Annotated in this window: 13 protein-coding genes; 10 read left to right on the plus strand and 3 right to left on the minus strand. The window is 61.2% G+C overall.

Annotated features, from left to right (window positions below):
• Positions 1 to 41 precede the first annotated feature (41 nt).
• The 4 genes from ilvA to JFT85_RS17485 are packed head-to-tail and all read left to right on the plus strand — an operon-like array spanning position 42 to position 3,734.
• A complete protein-coding gene (ilvA, locus tag JFT85_RS17470) occupies positions 42 to 1,556 on the plus strand; it encodes a threonine ammonia-lyase, biosynthetic (protein ID WP_053258525.1) in 1,515 nt (504 codons plus the stop codon).
• A gap of 40 nt (positions 1,557 to 1,596) precedes the next feature.
• Entirely contained in the window at positions 1,597 to 2,010 is a 414-nt protein-coding gene (locus JFT85_RS17475) for a DUF2269 family protein (protein WP_069551117.1), read from the plus strand.
• A 9-nt stretch (positions 2,011 to 2,019) separates the two neighbouring features.
• The gene (locus tag JFT85_RS17480) at positions 2,020 to 3,270 is read left to right on the plus strand and encodes an SDR family oxidoreductase (RefSeq protein WP_201230214.1); all 1,251 of its coding nucleotides are present in this window, start codon (positions 2,020 to 2,022) and stop codon (positions 3,268 to 3,270) included.
• Positions 3,267 to 3,734, plus strand: a complete 468-nt coding sequence (locus JFT85_RS17485) for a DUF2269 family protein (protein ID WP_053258522.1) — start codon at positions 3,267 to 3,269, stop codon at positions 3,732 to 3,734. Before JFT85_RS17480 ends, JFT85_RS17485 begins: the two co-directional genes overlap by 4 nt.
• A gap of 114 nt (positions 3,735 to 3,848) precedes the next feature.
• Here JFT85_RS17485 and JFT85_RS17490 read toward each other — a convergent pair whose 3' ends face one another.
• Positions 3,849 to 4,505: a histidinol-phosphatase gene (locus tag JFT85_RS17490; RefSeq protein WP_053258521.1), complete on the minus strand. Its 657-nt coding sequence runs from the start codon at positions 4,503 to 4,505 to the stop codon at positions 3,849 to 3,851.
• Positions 4,506 to 4,648: 143 nt separating this feature from the next.
• Between JFT85_RS17490 and JFT85_RS17495 the strand changes: the two genes are divergently transcribed.
• Together JFT85_RS17495 and ptsP are read left to right on the plus strand one after the other, a co-directional pair.
• The gene (locus JFT85_RS17495) at positions 4,649 to 5,128 is read left to right on the plus strand and encodes an RNA pyrophosphohydrolase (protein WP_053128161.1); all 480 of its coding nucleotides are present in this window, start codon (positions 4,649 to 4,651) and stop codon (positions 5,126 to 5,128) included.
• A 22-nt stretch (positions 5,129 to 5,150) separates the two neighbouring features.
• Positions 5,151 to 7,430 (plus strand): phosphoenolpyruvate--protein phosphotransferase, encoded by a 2,280-nt coding sequence (gene ptsP / locus JFT85_RS17500; protein WP_053258520.1) that lies wholly within the window; start codon positions 5,151 to 5,153, stop codon positions 7,428 to 7,430.
• A gap of 98 nt (positions 7,431 to 7,528) precedes the next feature.
• Here the strand turns inward: ptsP and JFT85_RS17505 are convergent, their stop codons facing one another.
• A complete protein-coding gene (locus JFT85_RS17505) occupies positions 7,529 to 8,275 on the minus strand; it encodes an NRDE family protein (protein WP_078827481.1) in 747 nt (248 codons plus the stop codon).
• A 212-nt stretch (positions 8,276 to 8,487) separates the two neighbouring features.
• Here JFT85_RS17505 and lgt point away from each other — a divergent pair, with 212 nt between their 5' ends.
• A complete protein-coding gene (gene lgt, locus JFT85_RS17510) occupies positions 8,488 to 9,300 on the plus strand; it encodes a prolipoprotein diacylglyceryl transferase (RefSeq protein WP_053258518.1) in 813 nt (270 codons plus the stop codon).
• A 65-nt stretch (positions 9,301 to 9,365) separates the two neighbouring features.
• On the plus strand, positions 9,366 to 10,199 hold the full coding sequence (locus JFT85_RS17515) for a thymidylate synthase (RefSeq protein ID WP_053258517.1): 834 nt from the start codon (positions 9,366 to 9,368) through the stop codon (positions 10,197 to 10,199).
• Positions 10,200 to 10,314: 115 nt separating this feature from the next.
• On the opposite strand, the gene cadR is transcribed toward JFT85_RS17515, so the two are convergent.
• Positions 10,315 to 10,764 (minus strand): Cd(II)/Pb(II)-responsive transcriptional regulator, encoded by a 450-nt coding sequence (gene cadR / locus JFT85_RS17520; protein WP_053258516.1) that lies wholly within the window; start codon positions 10,762 to 10,764, stop codon positions 10,315 to 10,317.
• Between the two features lie 85 nt (positions 10,765 to 10,849).
• On the opposite strand from cadR, the gene JFT85_RS17525 reads away from it, so the two are divergent.
• Positions 10,850 to 13,162, plus strand: coding sequence for a heavy metal translocating P-type ATPase (locus tag JFT85_RS17525; RefSeq protein ID WP_201230216.1), 2,313 nt, complete (start codon positions 10,850 to 10,852; stop codon positions 13,160 to 13,162).
• Between the two features lie 16 nt (positions 13,163 to 13,178).
• The gene (locus tag JFT85_RS17530) at positions 13,179 to 14,042 is read left to right on the plus strand and encodes a LysR substrate-binding domain-containing protein (RefSeq protein WP_201230218.1); all 864 of its coding nucleotides are present in this window, start codon (positions 13,179 to 13,181) and stop codon (positions 14,040 to 14,042) included.
• Positions 14,043 to 14,246 lie beyond the last annotated feature (204 nt).

Here is a 14,246-nt window from a genome sequence, read left to right on the forward strand (position 1 = left end):
GACTCCTTGGCCCTGCCCAACCCGCTCAGTGATGCCTGCCGATGCTTGAACAGTACGTCAAAAAGATCCTCACCTCGCGCGTTTATGACGTTGCCGTAGAAACCCCATTGCAGACCGCTCGCCAGCTCTCCGAGCGGCTGGGCAACAAGGTCTGGCTCAAGCGTGAAGACTTGCAGCCGGTGTTCTCGTTCAAGATTCGCGGCGCCTACAACAAGCTGACCCAACTGAGCGCCGAAGAACGCGCGCGCGGTGTGGTCACGGCTTCTGCGGGCAACCACGCCCAGGGCCTGGCCCTGGCGGCCAAGGTGCTGGGGGTCAAGGCCACCATCGTGATGCCCAAGACCACGCCGGAGATCAAGGTCGAAGGCGTGCGCTCGCGTGGCGGCAAAGTGGTGCTGCACGGTGATTCCTTCCCGGAAGCCCTGGCCTACTCGCTGAAACTGGTCGACGAAAAAGGCTACGTTTACATTCACCCCTACGATGATCCGCACACCATTGCCGGGCAGGGCACCGTGGCGATGGAAATCCTGCGCCAGCACCCGGGGCCTCTGGACGCGATTTTTGTGCCGGTCGGCGGCGGCGGGCTGATCGCGGGTATCGCGGCGTACGTGAAATACCTGCGCCCGGAGATCAAGATCATCGGCGTCGAGCCGGACGATTCCAACTGCCTGCAAGCCGCGATGGCCGCGGGTGAGCGCGTGATCTTGCCGACCGTCGGCATTTTTGCCGATGGCGTGGCGGTGGCACAGATCGGCCAGCACACGTTCGACATCTGCAAAGACTATGTGGATGAAGTGATTACCGTCAGCACCGATGAAATCTGCGCGGCGATCAAGGACATCTACGACGACACCCGCTCCATCACCGAGCCGGCGGGCGCATTGGGTGTGGCGGGGATCAAGAAATACGTGGAGACCCGTGGCGTGACCGGGCAAACCCTGGTGGCCATCGACTCCGGCGCCAACGTCAACTTCGACCGCCTGCGTCACGTCGCCGAGCGCGCCGAGCTGGGTGAAGGCCGCGAGGCCATCATCGCCGTGACCATCCCCGAGAAGCCGGGCAGCTTCAAGGCGTTCTGCGAAGCAGTGGGCAAGCGCCAGATCACCGAATTCAACTACCGCTACCACTCCGGGCGTGAGGCGCACATCTTCGTCGGCGTGCAGACGCACCCCGAAAACGACCCGCGCAGCGCGCTGATCGCCAGCCTTACCAGCCAGGGCTTCCCGGTGCTGGACCTGACCGAGAACGAACTGGCCAAGTTGCACATCCGCCATATGGTGGGTGGCCACGCGGCTAAAGTCAGCGATGAGCTGGTGTTTCGTTTCGAGTTCCCGGAGCGCCCGGGCGCACTGTTCAACTTCCTTAACAAATTGGGCGGGCGCTGGAACATCTCGATGTTCCACTATCGCAACCACGGCGCGGCCGACGGCCGTGTGGTCGCGGGCCTGCAAGTACCGGCAGACGAGCGTCACCTGGTGCCGGCCGCGTTGGCACAAATCGGCTACCCGTATTGGGATGAAAGCGAAAACCCGGCCTACCAGCTGTTCCTCGGTTGAGCGACTACGCTGACTGAGCGGCCTATAAGGAATCGAGACCATGGAAACGCTGACCACCCTCAAGGTTATTCACATCACCGCCACCGTGTTGCTGCTGCTCAGCGGCCTCGGCCTGGCGGTCCTGGCCTGGCGCAAACGCAGCGCCGGCCCGGCCTTCACCGTGCAACGCCCATGGGTGTTCGTGTGGTTGTTGATGGGGATAAGCCTTGTCAGCATGCCGTTCACCGGCTGGTGGCTGGTGCACTTGGTCGGCTGGCCGCTGGGGCAAACCTGGATTCTGGGCTCCAGCCTCCTCTATACCGTGGCCGCGCTGGCCTGGTTCTGGCTGGTGGCACGGCTTAATCGCCTGCGCAAAGGCGAAGGCGGCAACCTGAATTTCACCCTGGTGCTGGCGGTGGTCAGCCTGGTGGGGTTTGTGGCGATTGCCGGCTTGATGGGCGCCAAACCGGTCTAAAGGATCTTCATGAACATTCTTTTGGTCGGCGCCACAGGGTTTGTAGGCGGCCACCTGTTGCGTGCCTTGCAGCAAGCGGGGCACCGCGTGATCGCTACGTGTCGCGAGCCTCGAAGTCAGAACTGGCCAGGGGTAGAGTGGCGGTCACTGGATTTGAGCCGGTTGGCGATCGACCCCGAGTGCTTTGTTTTTCCTGACTCTGTTGATTTATTGATCAATGCGGCGGGCCTGCTGAGCGTGGATGCGGCGCAGTTGAGCCGTGTCCAGGATCAGGGCGCCCGCGTGCTGTTTGATCTGGCGGCCCGGCATGGTGCGCGGGTGTTGCAGATTTCTGCCCTGGGGGCTTCGGCGCACTCCGACGTGCCATTCCTGGCCAGCAAAGGCTCGGCGGATGATTACTTGCTCGGCCTGGGCAAAGCGTGCGTGGTGCTGCGGCCTTCATTGGTGGTGGGTGCTGGTGGTGCCAGCAGTGCGTGGTTGGCCGGGCTTTCGCCTTGGCCGTTGATTCCGTTGCTGAACCTCAAGGCCCACCTGCAACCCGTGCATATCGACGACGTGGTCGGTGCGGTACTGGCGCTGTTGCGGCAGTGGCCGGCCGAATCAATGGTGCTGCCGTTGGTGGGCCCTGAGCCGATGCCACTGTCCAAGGTCATTGACCACCTGCGTGCCGCTCAAGGCTGGGGCGCGGGCCGCTACCGGCAAGTGCCGTTGCTGGGGTTGGGCGGTTGGCTGGGAGACCACTTGGGTTGGCGGGCGTTGAATCGACAAAGTATCGCACTGGCGCAACAGGACAATGTGGCCGACCCCGAGGTGCTGGCTTCGGTGTGCGGCTATACGGCCGCACCGCTGGCCACGCGGCTGCGGGATTGGCCGACGGCAACAGTGAGTAGCCAACGCACTGTCCGTCCGCTGATGCTGGCGGTGATGGTGCTGATCTGGCTGGGCACCGCAGTGGTCTGCGCCGGCCCGGGTTATGACTGGGGCCTGCGCATCCTGGCCGAAGCGGGCGTGCAAGGCGCTTGGGCGACGCTGGCGGTGATCGCCGGGGCCGTGTGTGATGGCCTGTTGGGCTTGGGGCTGCTGGTCGCGCGTTGGCGCAGGCAGACCCTGATCCTGCAACTGCTGCTGATGGCAGGTTACACCGTGGTTATCAGCATAATCCTGCCCCATTACTGGTTTGATCCCTACGCGGCGGTCGCCAAAAACCTGGTACTCATGGTGGCTACTCTTTGGCTTCTTTGGACTGAACCCCGGCGATGAGCGCTTACCTGCTGCTGAAAACCCTGCATATCCTGTCGTCGACCATTCTGTTCGGGTTGGGTGCGGGCTCGGCTTACTACGCCTTGCGCGCCTGGCGCAGCGGCAAGGTTGAAGTGATCGCCGTGACCTTCAAACACCTGGTGTTCGCCGACTGGGCGTTTACCGCGACCACGGCGGTGTTCCAGCCCTTGAGCGGAGTTGGCTTGATGCACTTGGCGGGTTGGTCGATGCAGCAAAGCTGGCTGCAATGGACCATCGGCCTGTATTGCCTGGCCGGGATCTGTTGGCTACCGGTGGTGTGGTTACAGATTCGTGTGCACACGATGGCCGAGCAGGCGTTGCGCGAGGGCACGGCGATGCCGATCAAGGCGACAACCTATATGCGCTGGTGGTTTGGTCTGGGCTGGCCGGCGTTTCTGGCGTTTGTGGCGATTTTCTATTTGATGGTGGCGAAGCCGATGTAAGGCTTGGGGCCCAGTCGACTTCATTCGCGAGCAAGCCCGCTCCCACATTCGAGCCGGTTCCTTCAGAGGGAGCGCGGTCAAAATGTGCGCGCGGGCGTGCTCGCGAAGGCGTTATCAGCCGCGCAGACTAATCACCGGCCAGCCACGCTTCTGGGCTTCAGCCCGCAGATTCGGGTCCGGGTCCACGGCTACCGCATGCGTCACCTGCTCCAACAGCGGCAAGTCATTCATCGAATCGCTGTAGAAGTAGCTGTCTTCCAGGCTGTGCCCGGTTTCTTCGAGCCAGCGATTCAAACGCGTGACCTTGCCTTCGCGGAAGCACGGCACATCGGTGCTGCGCCCGGTGTAGCGGCCATTTTCCATCTCGCACTCGGTGGCGATCAGGGTTTCAACCCCCAGGCGCGCGGCAATCGGTGCGGTGACGAAGCGGTTGGTCGCGGTGATGATCACCAGCTTGTCGCCGGCGGCACGGTGCTTGGCCAGCAGTTCCATGGCCTGCGGCAGCATGATCGGCTCGATGCAGTCACGCATGTAGTCGTTGTGCCATTCGTCCAACTGGGCCATCTCGGTGCGGCCGAGGATTTCCAGGCAGAAATTAAGGTAAGCGGCGTTATCCAGCTTGCCGGCCAGGTAATCCTGGTAAAACTCATCGTTGCGCGCCTTGTAGGCCACCGCATCGAGAATTCCGCGTTCGCAGAGGTAATCGCCCCAGGCGTGATCGCTGTCACCGCCCAGAAGCGTGTTGTCCAAGTCGAATAAAGCCAGGCGCATTGCAGTTACTCGCTGAAAAGTCTGTAAAAAGGCGTCCAGAATACGGTCTTTTCACAAGAGTGCACATAAGGTAAGAAGCCTCGTTGCCGCTGGAACAACCTTTGTGGAACAATGCGGCGACATGCGTTTGCGAGGTTGTTGCCGTGATCGACCCCGATGGTTTCCGTCCTAATGTCGGGATTATTCTTACGAATGATGCCGGACAGGTGCTATGGGCTCGCCGAATCAACCAAGATGCCTGGCAGTTTCCTCAAGGCGGAATCAACCCCGACGAAACCCCTGAAGACGCCTTGTACCGTGAGTTGAATGAAGAAGTCGGCCTTGAGCGCGAAGATGTGCAAATTCTGGCCTGTACTCGCGGCTGGTTGCGCTATCGTTTGCCGCAACGCCTGGTGCGTACGCACAGCCAACCGCTGTGCATCGGCCAGAAGCAGAAATGGTTTCTCCTGCGCCTGATCTCCAACGAGCAGCGGGTGCGGATGGATTTGACCGGTAAACCGGAGTTCGATGGCTGGCGCTGGGTCAGCTATTGGTACCCGTTGGGCCAGGTGGTGACATTCAAGCGCGAGGTTTATCGTCGCGCTCTCAAAGAGCTTGCCCCGCGCCTTTTATCGCGCGACTGACGACGGAGTTCGACCCCGAGCCATGCTCAATACGCTGCGCAAGATCGTCCAGGAAGTTAACTCCGCCAAGGATCTCAAGGCGGCGTTGGGGATTATTGTGTTGCGCGTCAAGGAAGCCATGGGCAGCCAGGTCTGCTCGGTTTACCTGCTGGACCCCGAGACCAACCGTTTTGTGCTGATGGCCACGGAGGGCTTGAACAAGCGCTCCATCGGCAAAGTCAGCATGGCGCCCAATGAAGGTCTGGTGGGCCTGGTGGGGACGCGTGAAGAACCCCTCAACCTCGAAAACGCGGCCGATCACCCGCGTTATCGCTACTTTGCCGAAACCGGTGAAGAGCGCTACGCCTCGTTCCTAGGCGCACCGATCATTCACCACCGCCGCGTGGTCGGCGTGTTGGTCATTCAGCAAAAAGAGCGCCGCCAGTTCGACGAAGGTGAAGAAGCCTTCCTCGTGACCATGAGCGCGCAGTTGGCCGGGGTTATCGCCCATGCCGAAGCCACTGGCTCGATTCGCGGCCTGGGTCGCCAGGGCAAGGGCATCCAGGAAGCCAAGTTCGTCGGCGTACCGGGTTCGCCGGGCGCTGCCGTCGGCACGGCGGTGGTCATGTTGCCACCGGCCGACCTCGATGTGGTGCCGGACAAGACTGTCAATGACATTGACGCTGAAATCAAACTGTTCAAGACCGCCCTGGAAGGCGTGCGCGCCGACATGCGCAATCTGTCAACCAAACTGGCCACGCAACTGCGCCCCGAAGAGCGCGCGCTGTTCGACGTGTACCAGATGATGCTCGACGACGCGTCGCTGGGTAACGAAGTCAAAACCGTCATCAAGACCGGCCAGTGGGCCCAGGGCGCGTTGCGCCAGGTGGTCACCGATCACGTCAACCGTTTCGAATTGATGGACGACGCCTACCTGCGCGAGCGTGCCTCGGATGTGCGCGACCTCGGTCGCCGTCTGCTCGCCTACCTGCAGGAAGACCGCACCACCAACCTGGTGTACCCCGACAACACCATCTTGATCAGTGAAGAACTGACCGCCACGATGCTCGGCGAAGTGCCAGAAGGCAAACTGGTGGGCCTGGTCTCGGTGTTGGGTTCGGGTAACTCCCACGTTGCGATCCTGGCGCGGGCCATGGGCATCCCGACGGTGATGGGCCTGGTGGACCTGCCGTACTCCAAGGTCGACGGCATCGACATGATCGTCGATGGCCATCGTGGCGAAGTCTTCACCAACCCCAGCGAGCTGATGCGCAAGCAGTACGCCGAGGTGGTGGAAGAAGAGAAACAACTGGCGCTGGGCCTCGATTCGTTACGCGAACTGCCTTGCGTAACCCTCGATGGTCACCGTGTGCCGCTGCTGGTCAATACCGGCCTGCTCGCCGATGTCGCCCGTGCGCAACAACGCGGTGCCGAAGGGGTGGGGCTGTACCGCACCGAAGTGCCGTTCATGATCAACCAGCGTTTCCCGAGTGAGAAGGAGCAGCTCGCGATCTATCGCGAGCAACTGTCCGCCTTCCACCCGTTACCGGTGACCATGCGCAGCCTGGACATCGGCGGCGATAAGTCACTGTCGTATTTCCCGATCAAGGAAGACAACCCCTTCCTTGGCTGGCGCGGTATTCGTGTCACCCTCGACCACCCTGAAATTTTCCTCGTCCAGACTCGCGCCATGCTCAAGGCCAGCGAAGGCCTGAACAACCTGCGCATTCTGTTGCCGATGATCTCCGGCACCCATGAGCTGGAAGAAGCACTGCACCTGATCCACCGAGCCTGGGGCGAAGTCCGTGACGAAGGCGCCGACGTACCGATGCCGCCGATTGGCGTGATGATCGAAATCCCGGCGGCGGTGTACCAGGCTAAAGAGCTGGCGCGGCAAGTGGACTTCCTGTCGGTCGGTTCCAACGACCTGACCCAGTACCTGCTGGCCGTGGACCGCAACAACCCACGGGTGGCCGACCTCTACGACTACCTGCACCCGGCGGTCCTGCAAGCCCTGCAGCACGTGGTGCGCGACGCCCATGCCGAAGGCAAGCCGGTGAGCATTTGCGGTGAAATGGCCGGTGACCCGGCGGCAGCGGTGCTGCTGATGGCGATGGGCTTTGACAGCCTGTCGATGAACGCCACCAACTTGCCGAAGGTCAAGTGGTTGCTGCGCCAGGTAAACCTGAGCATGGCCAAGGAGTTGCTGGCCGAGTTGATGACCATCGACAACCCGCAAGTTATCCACAGCTCGCTTCAGCTGGCGCTGAAGAATTTGGGGCTGACGCGGATGATCAACCCGGCCTCGGCAAAAACCCTCTAAGCCGAGGTGCGGCCGTCGCCGGCAAGCCCGTCTCCCACAGAAGAATGCATCCAACTGTGGGAGCTGGCCTGTCTGCGATGGCGTCGGCCCAGGCACACTCACATATTGAGTTCCACCTCGCCCAACCGGCCACCGTGCGGCCCGAAACTGCGTTCCAGCATCCGCCGTGTGCCATCGGCATTCACAATCAACGCCGTACTCGCCCGCGTTCCATAACTGGGGCTGGCGATAAACACGCTCGACAACAGACTCTCCGTCGCCAACCCCACGCCGGTATCCGGCAAGTCAGCAAATGGCGCGGTCTGCGGGTCACTCAGAATCCCCAGCAAGGCTTGCGGCTCGGGGTTGTCCAGTAACTCACTCAGCGCCGCCCTGGCCTTGATCAACTTCGGCCATGGCGTATCCAGCCCGGCATTGGATAAGCCATAAACCCCAGCCTTCAACTGCGTCGCTTCGGTCTCATTGGCGTTGTAATGCCACAGCTCGTCCCGTGTACCCACCAATAGATTAAAACCGGCATATTCAATCGAACGGCCGTTAACGTCGGCCAAATACTGATCTATTGGCAGCGAACTGCTTAAAAAGCGGGCCACCAGTTCTCCGCGCGATTTACGCGCCGGGGGCTGGTGCGGATCGCGGATATTGGTCAGGGCGGCAAAACGCCCGTCGGCGTTGACCCCAAGCCAGGTGCCACCCGCTTCCTGGTCGCGACCGGCATAGATGTCAGGCGCATCGGGCCATTGGCCCAGCGGCAGACTGGGCCGGGCGTAGAACTCGTCACGGTTGGCCGCGACGATCAGCGGCTGGGCGTGGCCCGGCCGCCAGGCGAAAACGATCAGGCACATAAGGCATTCCCTGTGTGTTTTGCCCACTCTACCCACACAACGGCGGGCGTTCCATCGTATCGAAGTTGGGTCGCACGCCTTCCATCCGTTAACATGCCAGGCTGTTCAGTATGTGCGAACTTCTTAATTTGAAATTGCGGCTGTAACGCAGGCTTAATCGCACACCGGCATGGTCCGGTGCGCCATGACTAATGATTTAACGAGGAGTCGCAATGCTGCCTTACCCGCAGATCGACCCGGTGGCCTTGGCCATCGGTCCGCTGAAAATCCACTGGTACGGGTTGATGTACCTGATCGGCATCGGCGGTGCCTGGCTGCTGGCTTCCCGGCGCCTGAACCGTTTCGACCCCACCTGGACCAAAGAGAAACTCTCCGACATGGTGTTCTGGATGTCGATGGGGGTGATTGTCGGCGGACGCCTCGGGTATGTGCTGTTCTACGATCTGCCGGCCTATATCGCCAACCCGACGCTGATTTTCGAAGTGTGGAAGGGCGGCATGGCGTTCCACGGCGGCTTTGTCGGCGTAATGATCGCTGCCTGGTGGTTCGGTCGACGCAACGGCAAGTCATTCTTCCAGCTGATGGACTTCGTCGCGCCGTTCGTGCCGATCGGCCTGGGCGCCGGGCGTATCGGTAACTTCATCAACGCCGAGTTGTGGGGCAAGCCGACCGACGTGCCGTGGGCCATGGTGTTCCCGCCGTTCAGCGACCCGGCGCAATTGCCGCGCCACCCGTCGCAGCTCTACCAGTTCGCCCTGGAAGGTGTGGCACTGTTCCTCATTCTGTACATCTTCTCGCGCAAGCCACGTCCAACCATGGCTGTGTCGGGGATGTTCGCCTTGTTCTACGGGATCTTCCGGTTCATCGTCGAATTCGTGCGCGTGCCGGATGCCCAACTGGGCTACCTGGCGTGGGGCTGGCTGACCATGGGCCAGATCCTCAGCATGCCGATGATCCTGGCTGGCCTGGGCCTGCTGTGGTGGGCGTACAACCGTCCGCAAGGCATCAAGAACACCGCGCTTTAAATTCGAATGCCGAGGCTCTTCCGTGAAGGATCAGCCTCCTCGGCTTCAACGATACGGGTAATAACATGAAGCAATATCTCGAACTACTGAACGACGTCGTGACCAATGGATTGACCAAGGGCGATCGCACCGGCACCGGCACCAAAGCCGTATTTGCCCGTCAGTATCGGCATAACTTGGCCGACGGCTTCCCGCTGCTGACCACCAAGAAGCTTCATTTCAAAAGTATCGCCAACGAGTTGATCTGGATGTTGAGCGGCAACACCAACATCAAGTGGCTCAACGAAAATGGCGTGAAAATCTGGGACGAGTGGGCCACCGAAGACGGCGACCTGGGCCCGGTGTACGGCGAGCAATGGACCGCCTGGCCGACCAAGGACGGCGGCAAGATCAACCAGATCGACTACATGGTCCACACCCTCAAAACCAACCCCAACAGCCGCCGCATCCTGTTTCATGGCTGGAACGTCGAGTACCTGCCGGACGAAACCAAGAGCCCGCAGGAGAACGCGCGCAACGGCAAGCAAGCCTTGCCGCCGTGCCACCTGCTGTACCAGGCGTTCGTGCATGACGGGCATCTGTCGATGCAGTTGTATATCCGCAGCTCCGACGTCTTCCTCGGCCTGCCGTACAACACCGCCGCGTTGGCCTTGCTGACTCACATGCTGGCTCAGCAATGCGACCTGATCCCTCACGAGATCATCGTCACCACCGGCGACACCCATGCTTACAGCAACCACATGGAACAGATCCGCACCCAGCTGGCGCGTACGCCGAAAAAGCTGCCGGAACTGGTGATCAAGCGTAAACCTGCGTCGATCTACGATTACAAGTTTGAAGACTTTGAAATCGTTGGCTACGACGCCGACCCGAGCATCAAGGCTGACGTGGCTATCTGATCACTGTGGGAGCGGGCTTGCTCGCGAAAGCGGTGTGTCAGTCGCTGGAAATATCGACTGATCTACCGCATTCGTGAGCAAGCCCGCTCCCACATTGGGTCCGTGTTGACTTGATTCAGTGCCCGTGGCTTCTGCCCACGTGCGAAGGCTCTGCCTCGCTGGCCGCGACACTCCCGCTGACTTCCAGCCGCTGCAAAATCCCGCACTGATCCAGATCCGGCCCACCGCCACAGCGTTGGCGCAGGTCCAGCAATTGCACCTGCAACGCCAGCAGCCCGTCGATCCGTGCCTTTACGTGGTGGATATGCTCGTCAATCAAGGCATTCACGCTTTCGCACTGGTCCTGGGGGCTGTCGCGTAGCCCCAGCAGGCTGCGGATTTCCTCGAGCGTCATGTCCAGGCTGCGGCAATTGCGGATAAAGATCAGCCGTTCGGTGTGCGCCTGGGTGTACACACGATAATTGGCGTCGGTGCGTGCCGGAGGCGGCAGCAGGCCTTCTTTCTCGTAATACCGGATGGTTTCCACCTGACAGTCGGTCAGTTTGGCCAGTTCGCCGATCTTCATCGCAGCAATCTCCAAATGGGTGCTTGACCCTATAGTGGCTACAGGGTCTTTACTTGGCAACAGGCACCTTTACGGACGCGACAGAATGAGCGACTCCATCCACACCCCCAAAAAGCATGATCACCCGCACGATCATGATCCTAAGCACGATCATGCCCACGATCACGATCACGATCATGCCCACGATAACGGCGCCAAACTGACGCCCGTCAAAAAGCACGACCACGCCAGCCATGCCGGCTCCTGCTGTGCAAGCAAGGCCGCGCCTGCCGTGGTCACGCTGAGCGAAGCGCCGACCGCCGGCTCGCGCCTGAGCACCTTTCGCATCGAAGCCATGGACTGCCCAACCGAGCAGACGCTGATCCAGAACAAACTGGGCAAGCTCGCGGGTGTGCAGCAGCTGGAATTCAACCTGATCAACCGCATGCTCGGCGTCACCCATGACTTGCCGAGCACGGCGCCGATCGTCGACGCCATCAAGTCCCTCGGCATGCAAGCCGATCCTATTGAAGAAGGCACCCCGGCCGCTGCGCCGCCGGCTAAGAAACACGGGTGGCCGCTTGCAGTGTCTGGCGTCGGCGCGCTGGGTGCCGAGGTGCTGCATTTCACCGGTGTCGCACCGACCTGGGTGATTGCTCTGGTGGCGTTGGTGTCGATCCTCAGCGGCGGCCTCACCACCTACAAAAAGGGCTGGATCGCCCTGAAAAACCTCAACCTGAACATCAACGCGCTGATGAGCATCGCCGTGACGGGCGCGATCCTGATCGGCCAGTGGCCCGAAGCCGCGATGGTGATGTTCCTGTTTACTGTGGCTGAGTTGATCGAAGCCAAGTCCCTGGACCGTGCGCGCAATGCCATCAGCGGCTTGATGCAGATGACCCCGGAACAGGCCACGGTGCAACAGGCTGACGGCTCGTGGTTGGAACAAGAAGTCAAAAGCATCGATCTTGGTGCCATCGTACGAGTGAAGCCCGGCGAGCGCATTGGCCTGGACGGCGAAGTCACCGCTGGCCAATCCACCATCGACCAGGCACCGATCACCGGTGAAAGCCTGCCGATTGAAAAGACCGTGGGCGATAAAGTCTTCGCCGGCACCATCAACCAAGCCGGCTCTCTGGAATACAAGGTCACCGCAGCCGCCAACAATTCCACCCTGGCGCGCATCATTCACGCCGTAGAACAAGCGCAAGGCGCGCGGGCACCGACCCAGCGCTTTGTCGACAGCTTCGCCAAGGTCTACACCCCGGCCGTGTTCCTGTTTGCCTTGGGCGTGGCGGTGATTCCACCGCTGTTCATGGCGGGCGTGTGGTTCGACTGGATCTACCGTGCGTTGGTCCTGCTGGTGGTTGCCTGCCCTTGTGCCTTGGTGATCTCCACCCCGGTGACCATCGTCAGCGGCCTGGCGGCGGCGGCGCGCAAAGGCATCCTGATCAAGGGTGGCGTGTACCTGGAGGGCGGTTACAAGCTCGATTACCTGGCCCTCGACAAGACTGGCACCATCACCCACGGTAAACCGGTGCAAACCGACTATTTGCCGCTGTTCCCCAACGTCGCGGACAGCGCGCCGGCCCTGGCTGCCAGCCTGGCCGGGCGGTCCGACCACCCGGTGTCGCTGGCGATTGCCAACGCAGCTGTGGATAAAAACCTGCCGAGCCACGCTGTGGATAACTTTGAGGCCTTGGCCGGTCGCGGTGTACGCGGCGACATCAACGGCGAAACCTACCACCTGGGCAACCACCGCTTGGTGGAAGACTTGGGCCTGTGCTCGCCTGCGCTGGAAGAAAAGCTCTTCGCCTTGGAAAAACAAGGCAAGTCGGTGGTGCTGTTGCTCGATAAATCCGGCCCGCTGGCGTTGTTCGCGGTGGCCGACACCGTTAAAGACAGCAGCCGCGAAGCCATCCAGCAGTTGCACGACCTGGGCATCAAGACCTTGATGCTTACCGGCGACAACACCCACACCGCCCAGGCGATTGCGGCCCAGGTCGGTATCGACCAGGCTCAGGGCGACCTGTTGCCCACCGACAAACTGCACGCCATCGAAACCCTCTACGGCCAAGGCCGCCGGGTGGGCATGGTCGGCGACGGCATCAACGACGCGCCGGCCCTGGCCCGTGCCGAGATCGGTTTTGCCATGGCCGCAGCCGGCACCGACACCGCCATTGAGACCGCCGACGTGGCGCTGATGGACGATGATTTGCGCAAGATCCCGGCTTTCATTCGGCTCTCCAGGCAAACGTCGCGTATCCTCAAGCAGAACATCGCCCTGGCGTTGGTGATCAAGGCGATCTTCCTCGCGGTCACTTTCCTCGGCATGGCCACCATGTGGATGGCGGTGTTCGCCGACATGGGCGTGAGCCTGCTGGTGGTGTTCAATGGCCTGCGCCTGTTGCGCAAATAGACGATGAGAGGGTGGCGTGCTGAGTGCCGAGTTGAAGGCGTTTTTTATGGTCGCCCGCCTGGGCAGCATTACCCAGGCGGCGAAAAAACTCGGCCTGAGCCAGCCCACCGTCACCACGCAGATTCGCAACCTGGAAAGCCAGTACGGCGTTGAGCTGTTCTACCGGGGCGGCCGCCGCCTTACCGTCAGCGACGAAGGTGCGCGGCTGCTGCCAATGGTCAAGACGCTGTTGCAGCAGGAAGCCGATATCGAGTTTTTCCTGCGTAACAGCGGCCATGTCCAGGGTGCCTTGAGGATTGCCGCGACGGCGCCGTATTACATTCTCGACCTGGTCAAAGCTTTTCGTGAACGCCTGCCCCACGTGGAGGTGTCGGTGGAAATCGGCAACTCCCAGCAGGTGCTCGAAGCCTTGGACGATTACCGCGTCGATGTCGCCGCGTCCTCGCAACTGCTGGAAGACCCTCGTCTGATCCGGCGCGTACTGGGCACCGATCCGTTGGTGCTGGCGGTGCATCGCAATCACCCGTTGGCCACCCTCGAGCATGTACCGCTCAGTGCGTTGGCCGGGCACACGCTGTTGATGCGTGAGGCGGGTTCGACCACGCGCAGGTTGACCGAAGAAATGTTACAAGGCGCGGGTGTGAATTCCGGGCCACTGTTGGAAATCGGCAGCCGTGAGTCGATTCGCGAGGCCGTGCTGCGCAATATCGGTATCAGCATCATCGCCCGCCAGGAAGTGCCCCATGACCCGCAGTTGCGCGTGCTGACCATCGAGAACGCGCCGCAGATTCCGGAGTATTTGTACTGCCTCAAGGAAAGAAAAGGGGCTCGCCTGCCTGCTGCCTTTCTCGGGTTGGCGCAGGAAATGTCGCCGCTCTGAGGTTTTGTGCTGGCCTTTGGATCGCCATCGCGGGCAAGCCCGCTCCCACCTTCGACCGAGTTCCAGCATGAGAATGCGGTCAAAATGTGGGAGCGGGCTTGCTCGCGAAAGCGGGATCCCAAACAACACATCTCTGTAGTTACTACCCAAATCCACCAATACCACTATCACTCCCTTTTGCCTTCCTGCCACATCAGGGACGCA

The organism is Pseudomonas sp. TH04 (genome assembly GCF_016651355.1).
Classification (GTDB): domain Bacteria; phylum Pseudomonadota; class Gammaproteobacteria; order Pseudomonadales; family Pseudomonadaceae; genus Aquipseudomonas; species Aquipseudomonas fluorescens.

Excerpts from the sequence above, each read along its gene's own strand:
- JFT85_RS17525 (WP_201230216.1), top strand. The coding sequence starts at position 10,850 with ATGAGCGACTCCATCCACACCCCCAAAAAGCATGATCACCCGCACGAT.
- ilvA (WP_053258525.1), top strand. The coding sequence starts at position 42 with ATGCTTGAACAGTACGTCAAAAAGATCCTCACCTCGCGCGTTTATGAC.
- JFT85_RS17515 (WP_053258517.1), top strand. The coding sequence starts at position 9,366 with ATGAAGCAATATCTCGAACTACTGAACGACGTCGTGACCAATGGATTG.
- JFT85_RS17490 (WP_053258521.1), bottom strand. The coding sequence starts at position 4,505 with ATGCGCCTGGCTTTATTCGACTTGGACAACACGCTTCTGGGCGGTGAC.
- lgt (WP_053258518.1), top strand. The coding sequence starts at position 8,488 with ATGCTGCCTTACCCGCAGATCGACCCGGTGGCCTTGGCCATCGGTCCG.
- cadR (WP_053258516.1), bottom strand. The coding sequence starts at position 10,764 with ATGAAGATCGGCGAACTGGCCAAACTGACCGACTGTCAGGTGGAAACC.
- JFT85_RS17505 (WP_078827481.1), bottom strand. The coding sequence starts at position 8,275 with ATGTGCCTGATCGTTTTCGCCTGGCGGCCGGGCCACGCCCAGCCGCTG.
- ptsP (WP_053258520.1), top strand. The coding sequence starts at position 5,151 with ATGCTCAATACGCTGCGCAAGATCGTCCAGGAAGTTAACTCCGCCAAG.
- JFT85_RS17485 (WP_053258522.1), top strand. The coding sequence starts at position 3,267 with ATGAGCGCTTACCTGCTGCTGAAAACCCTGCATATCCTGTCGTCGACC.
- JFT85_RS17475 (WP_069551117.1), top strand. The coding sequence starts at position 1,597 with ATGGAAACGCTGACCACCCTCAAGGTTATTCACATCACCGCCACCGTG.
- JFT85_RS17480 (WP_201230214.1), top strand. The coding sequence starts at position 2,020 with ATGAACATTCTTTTGGTCGGCGCCACAGGGTTTGTAGGCGGCCACCTG.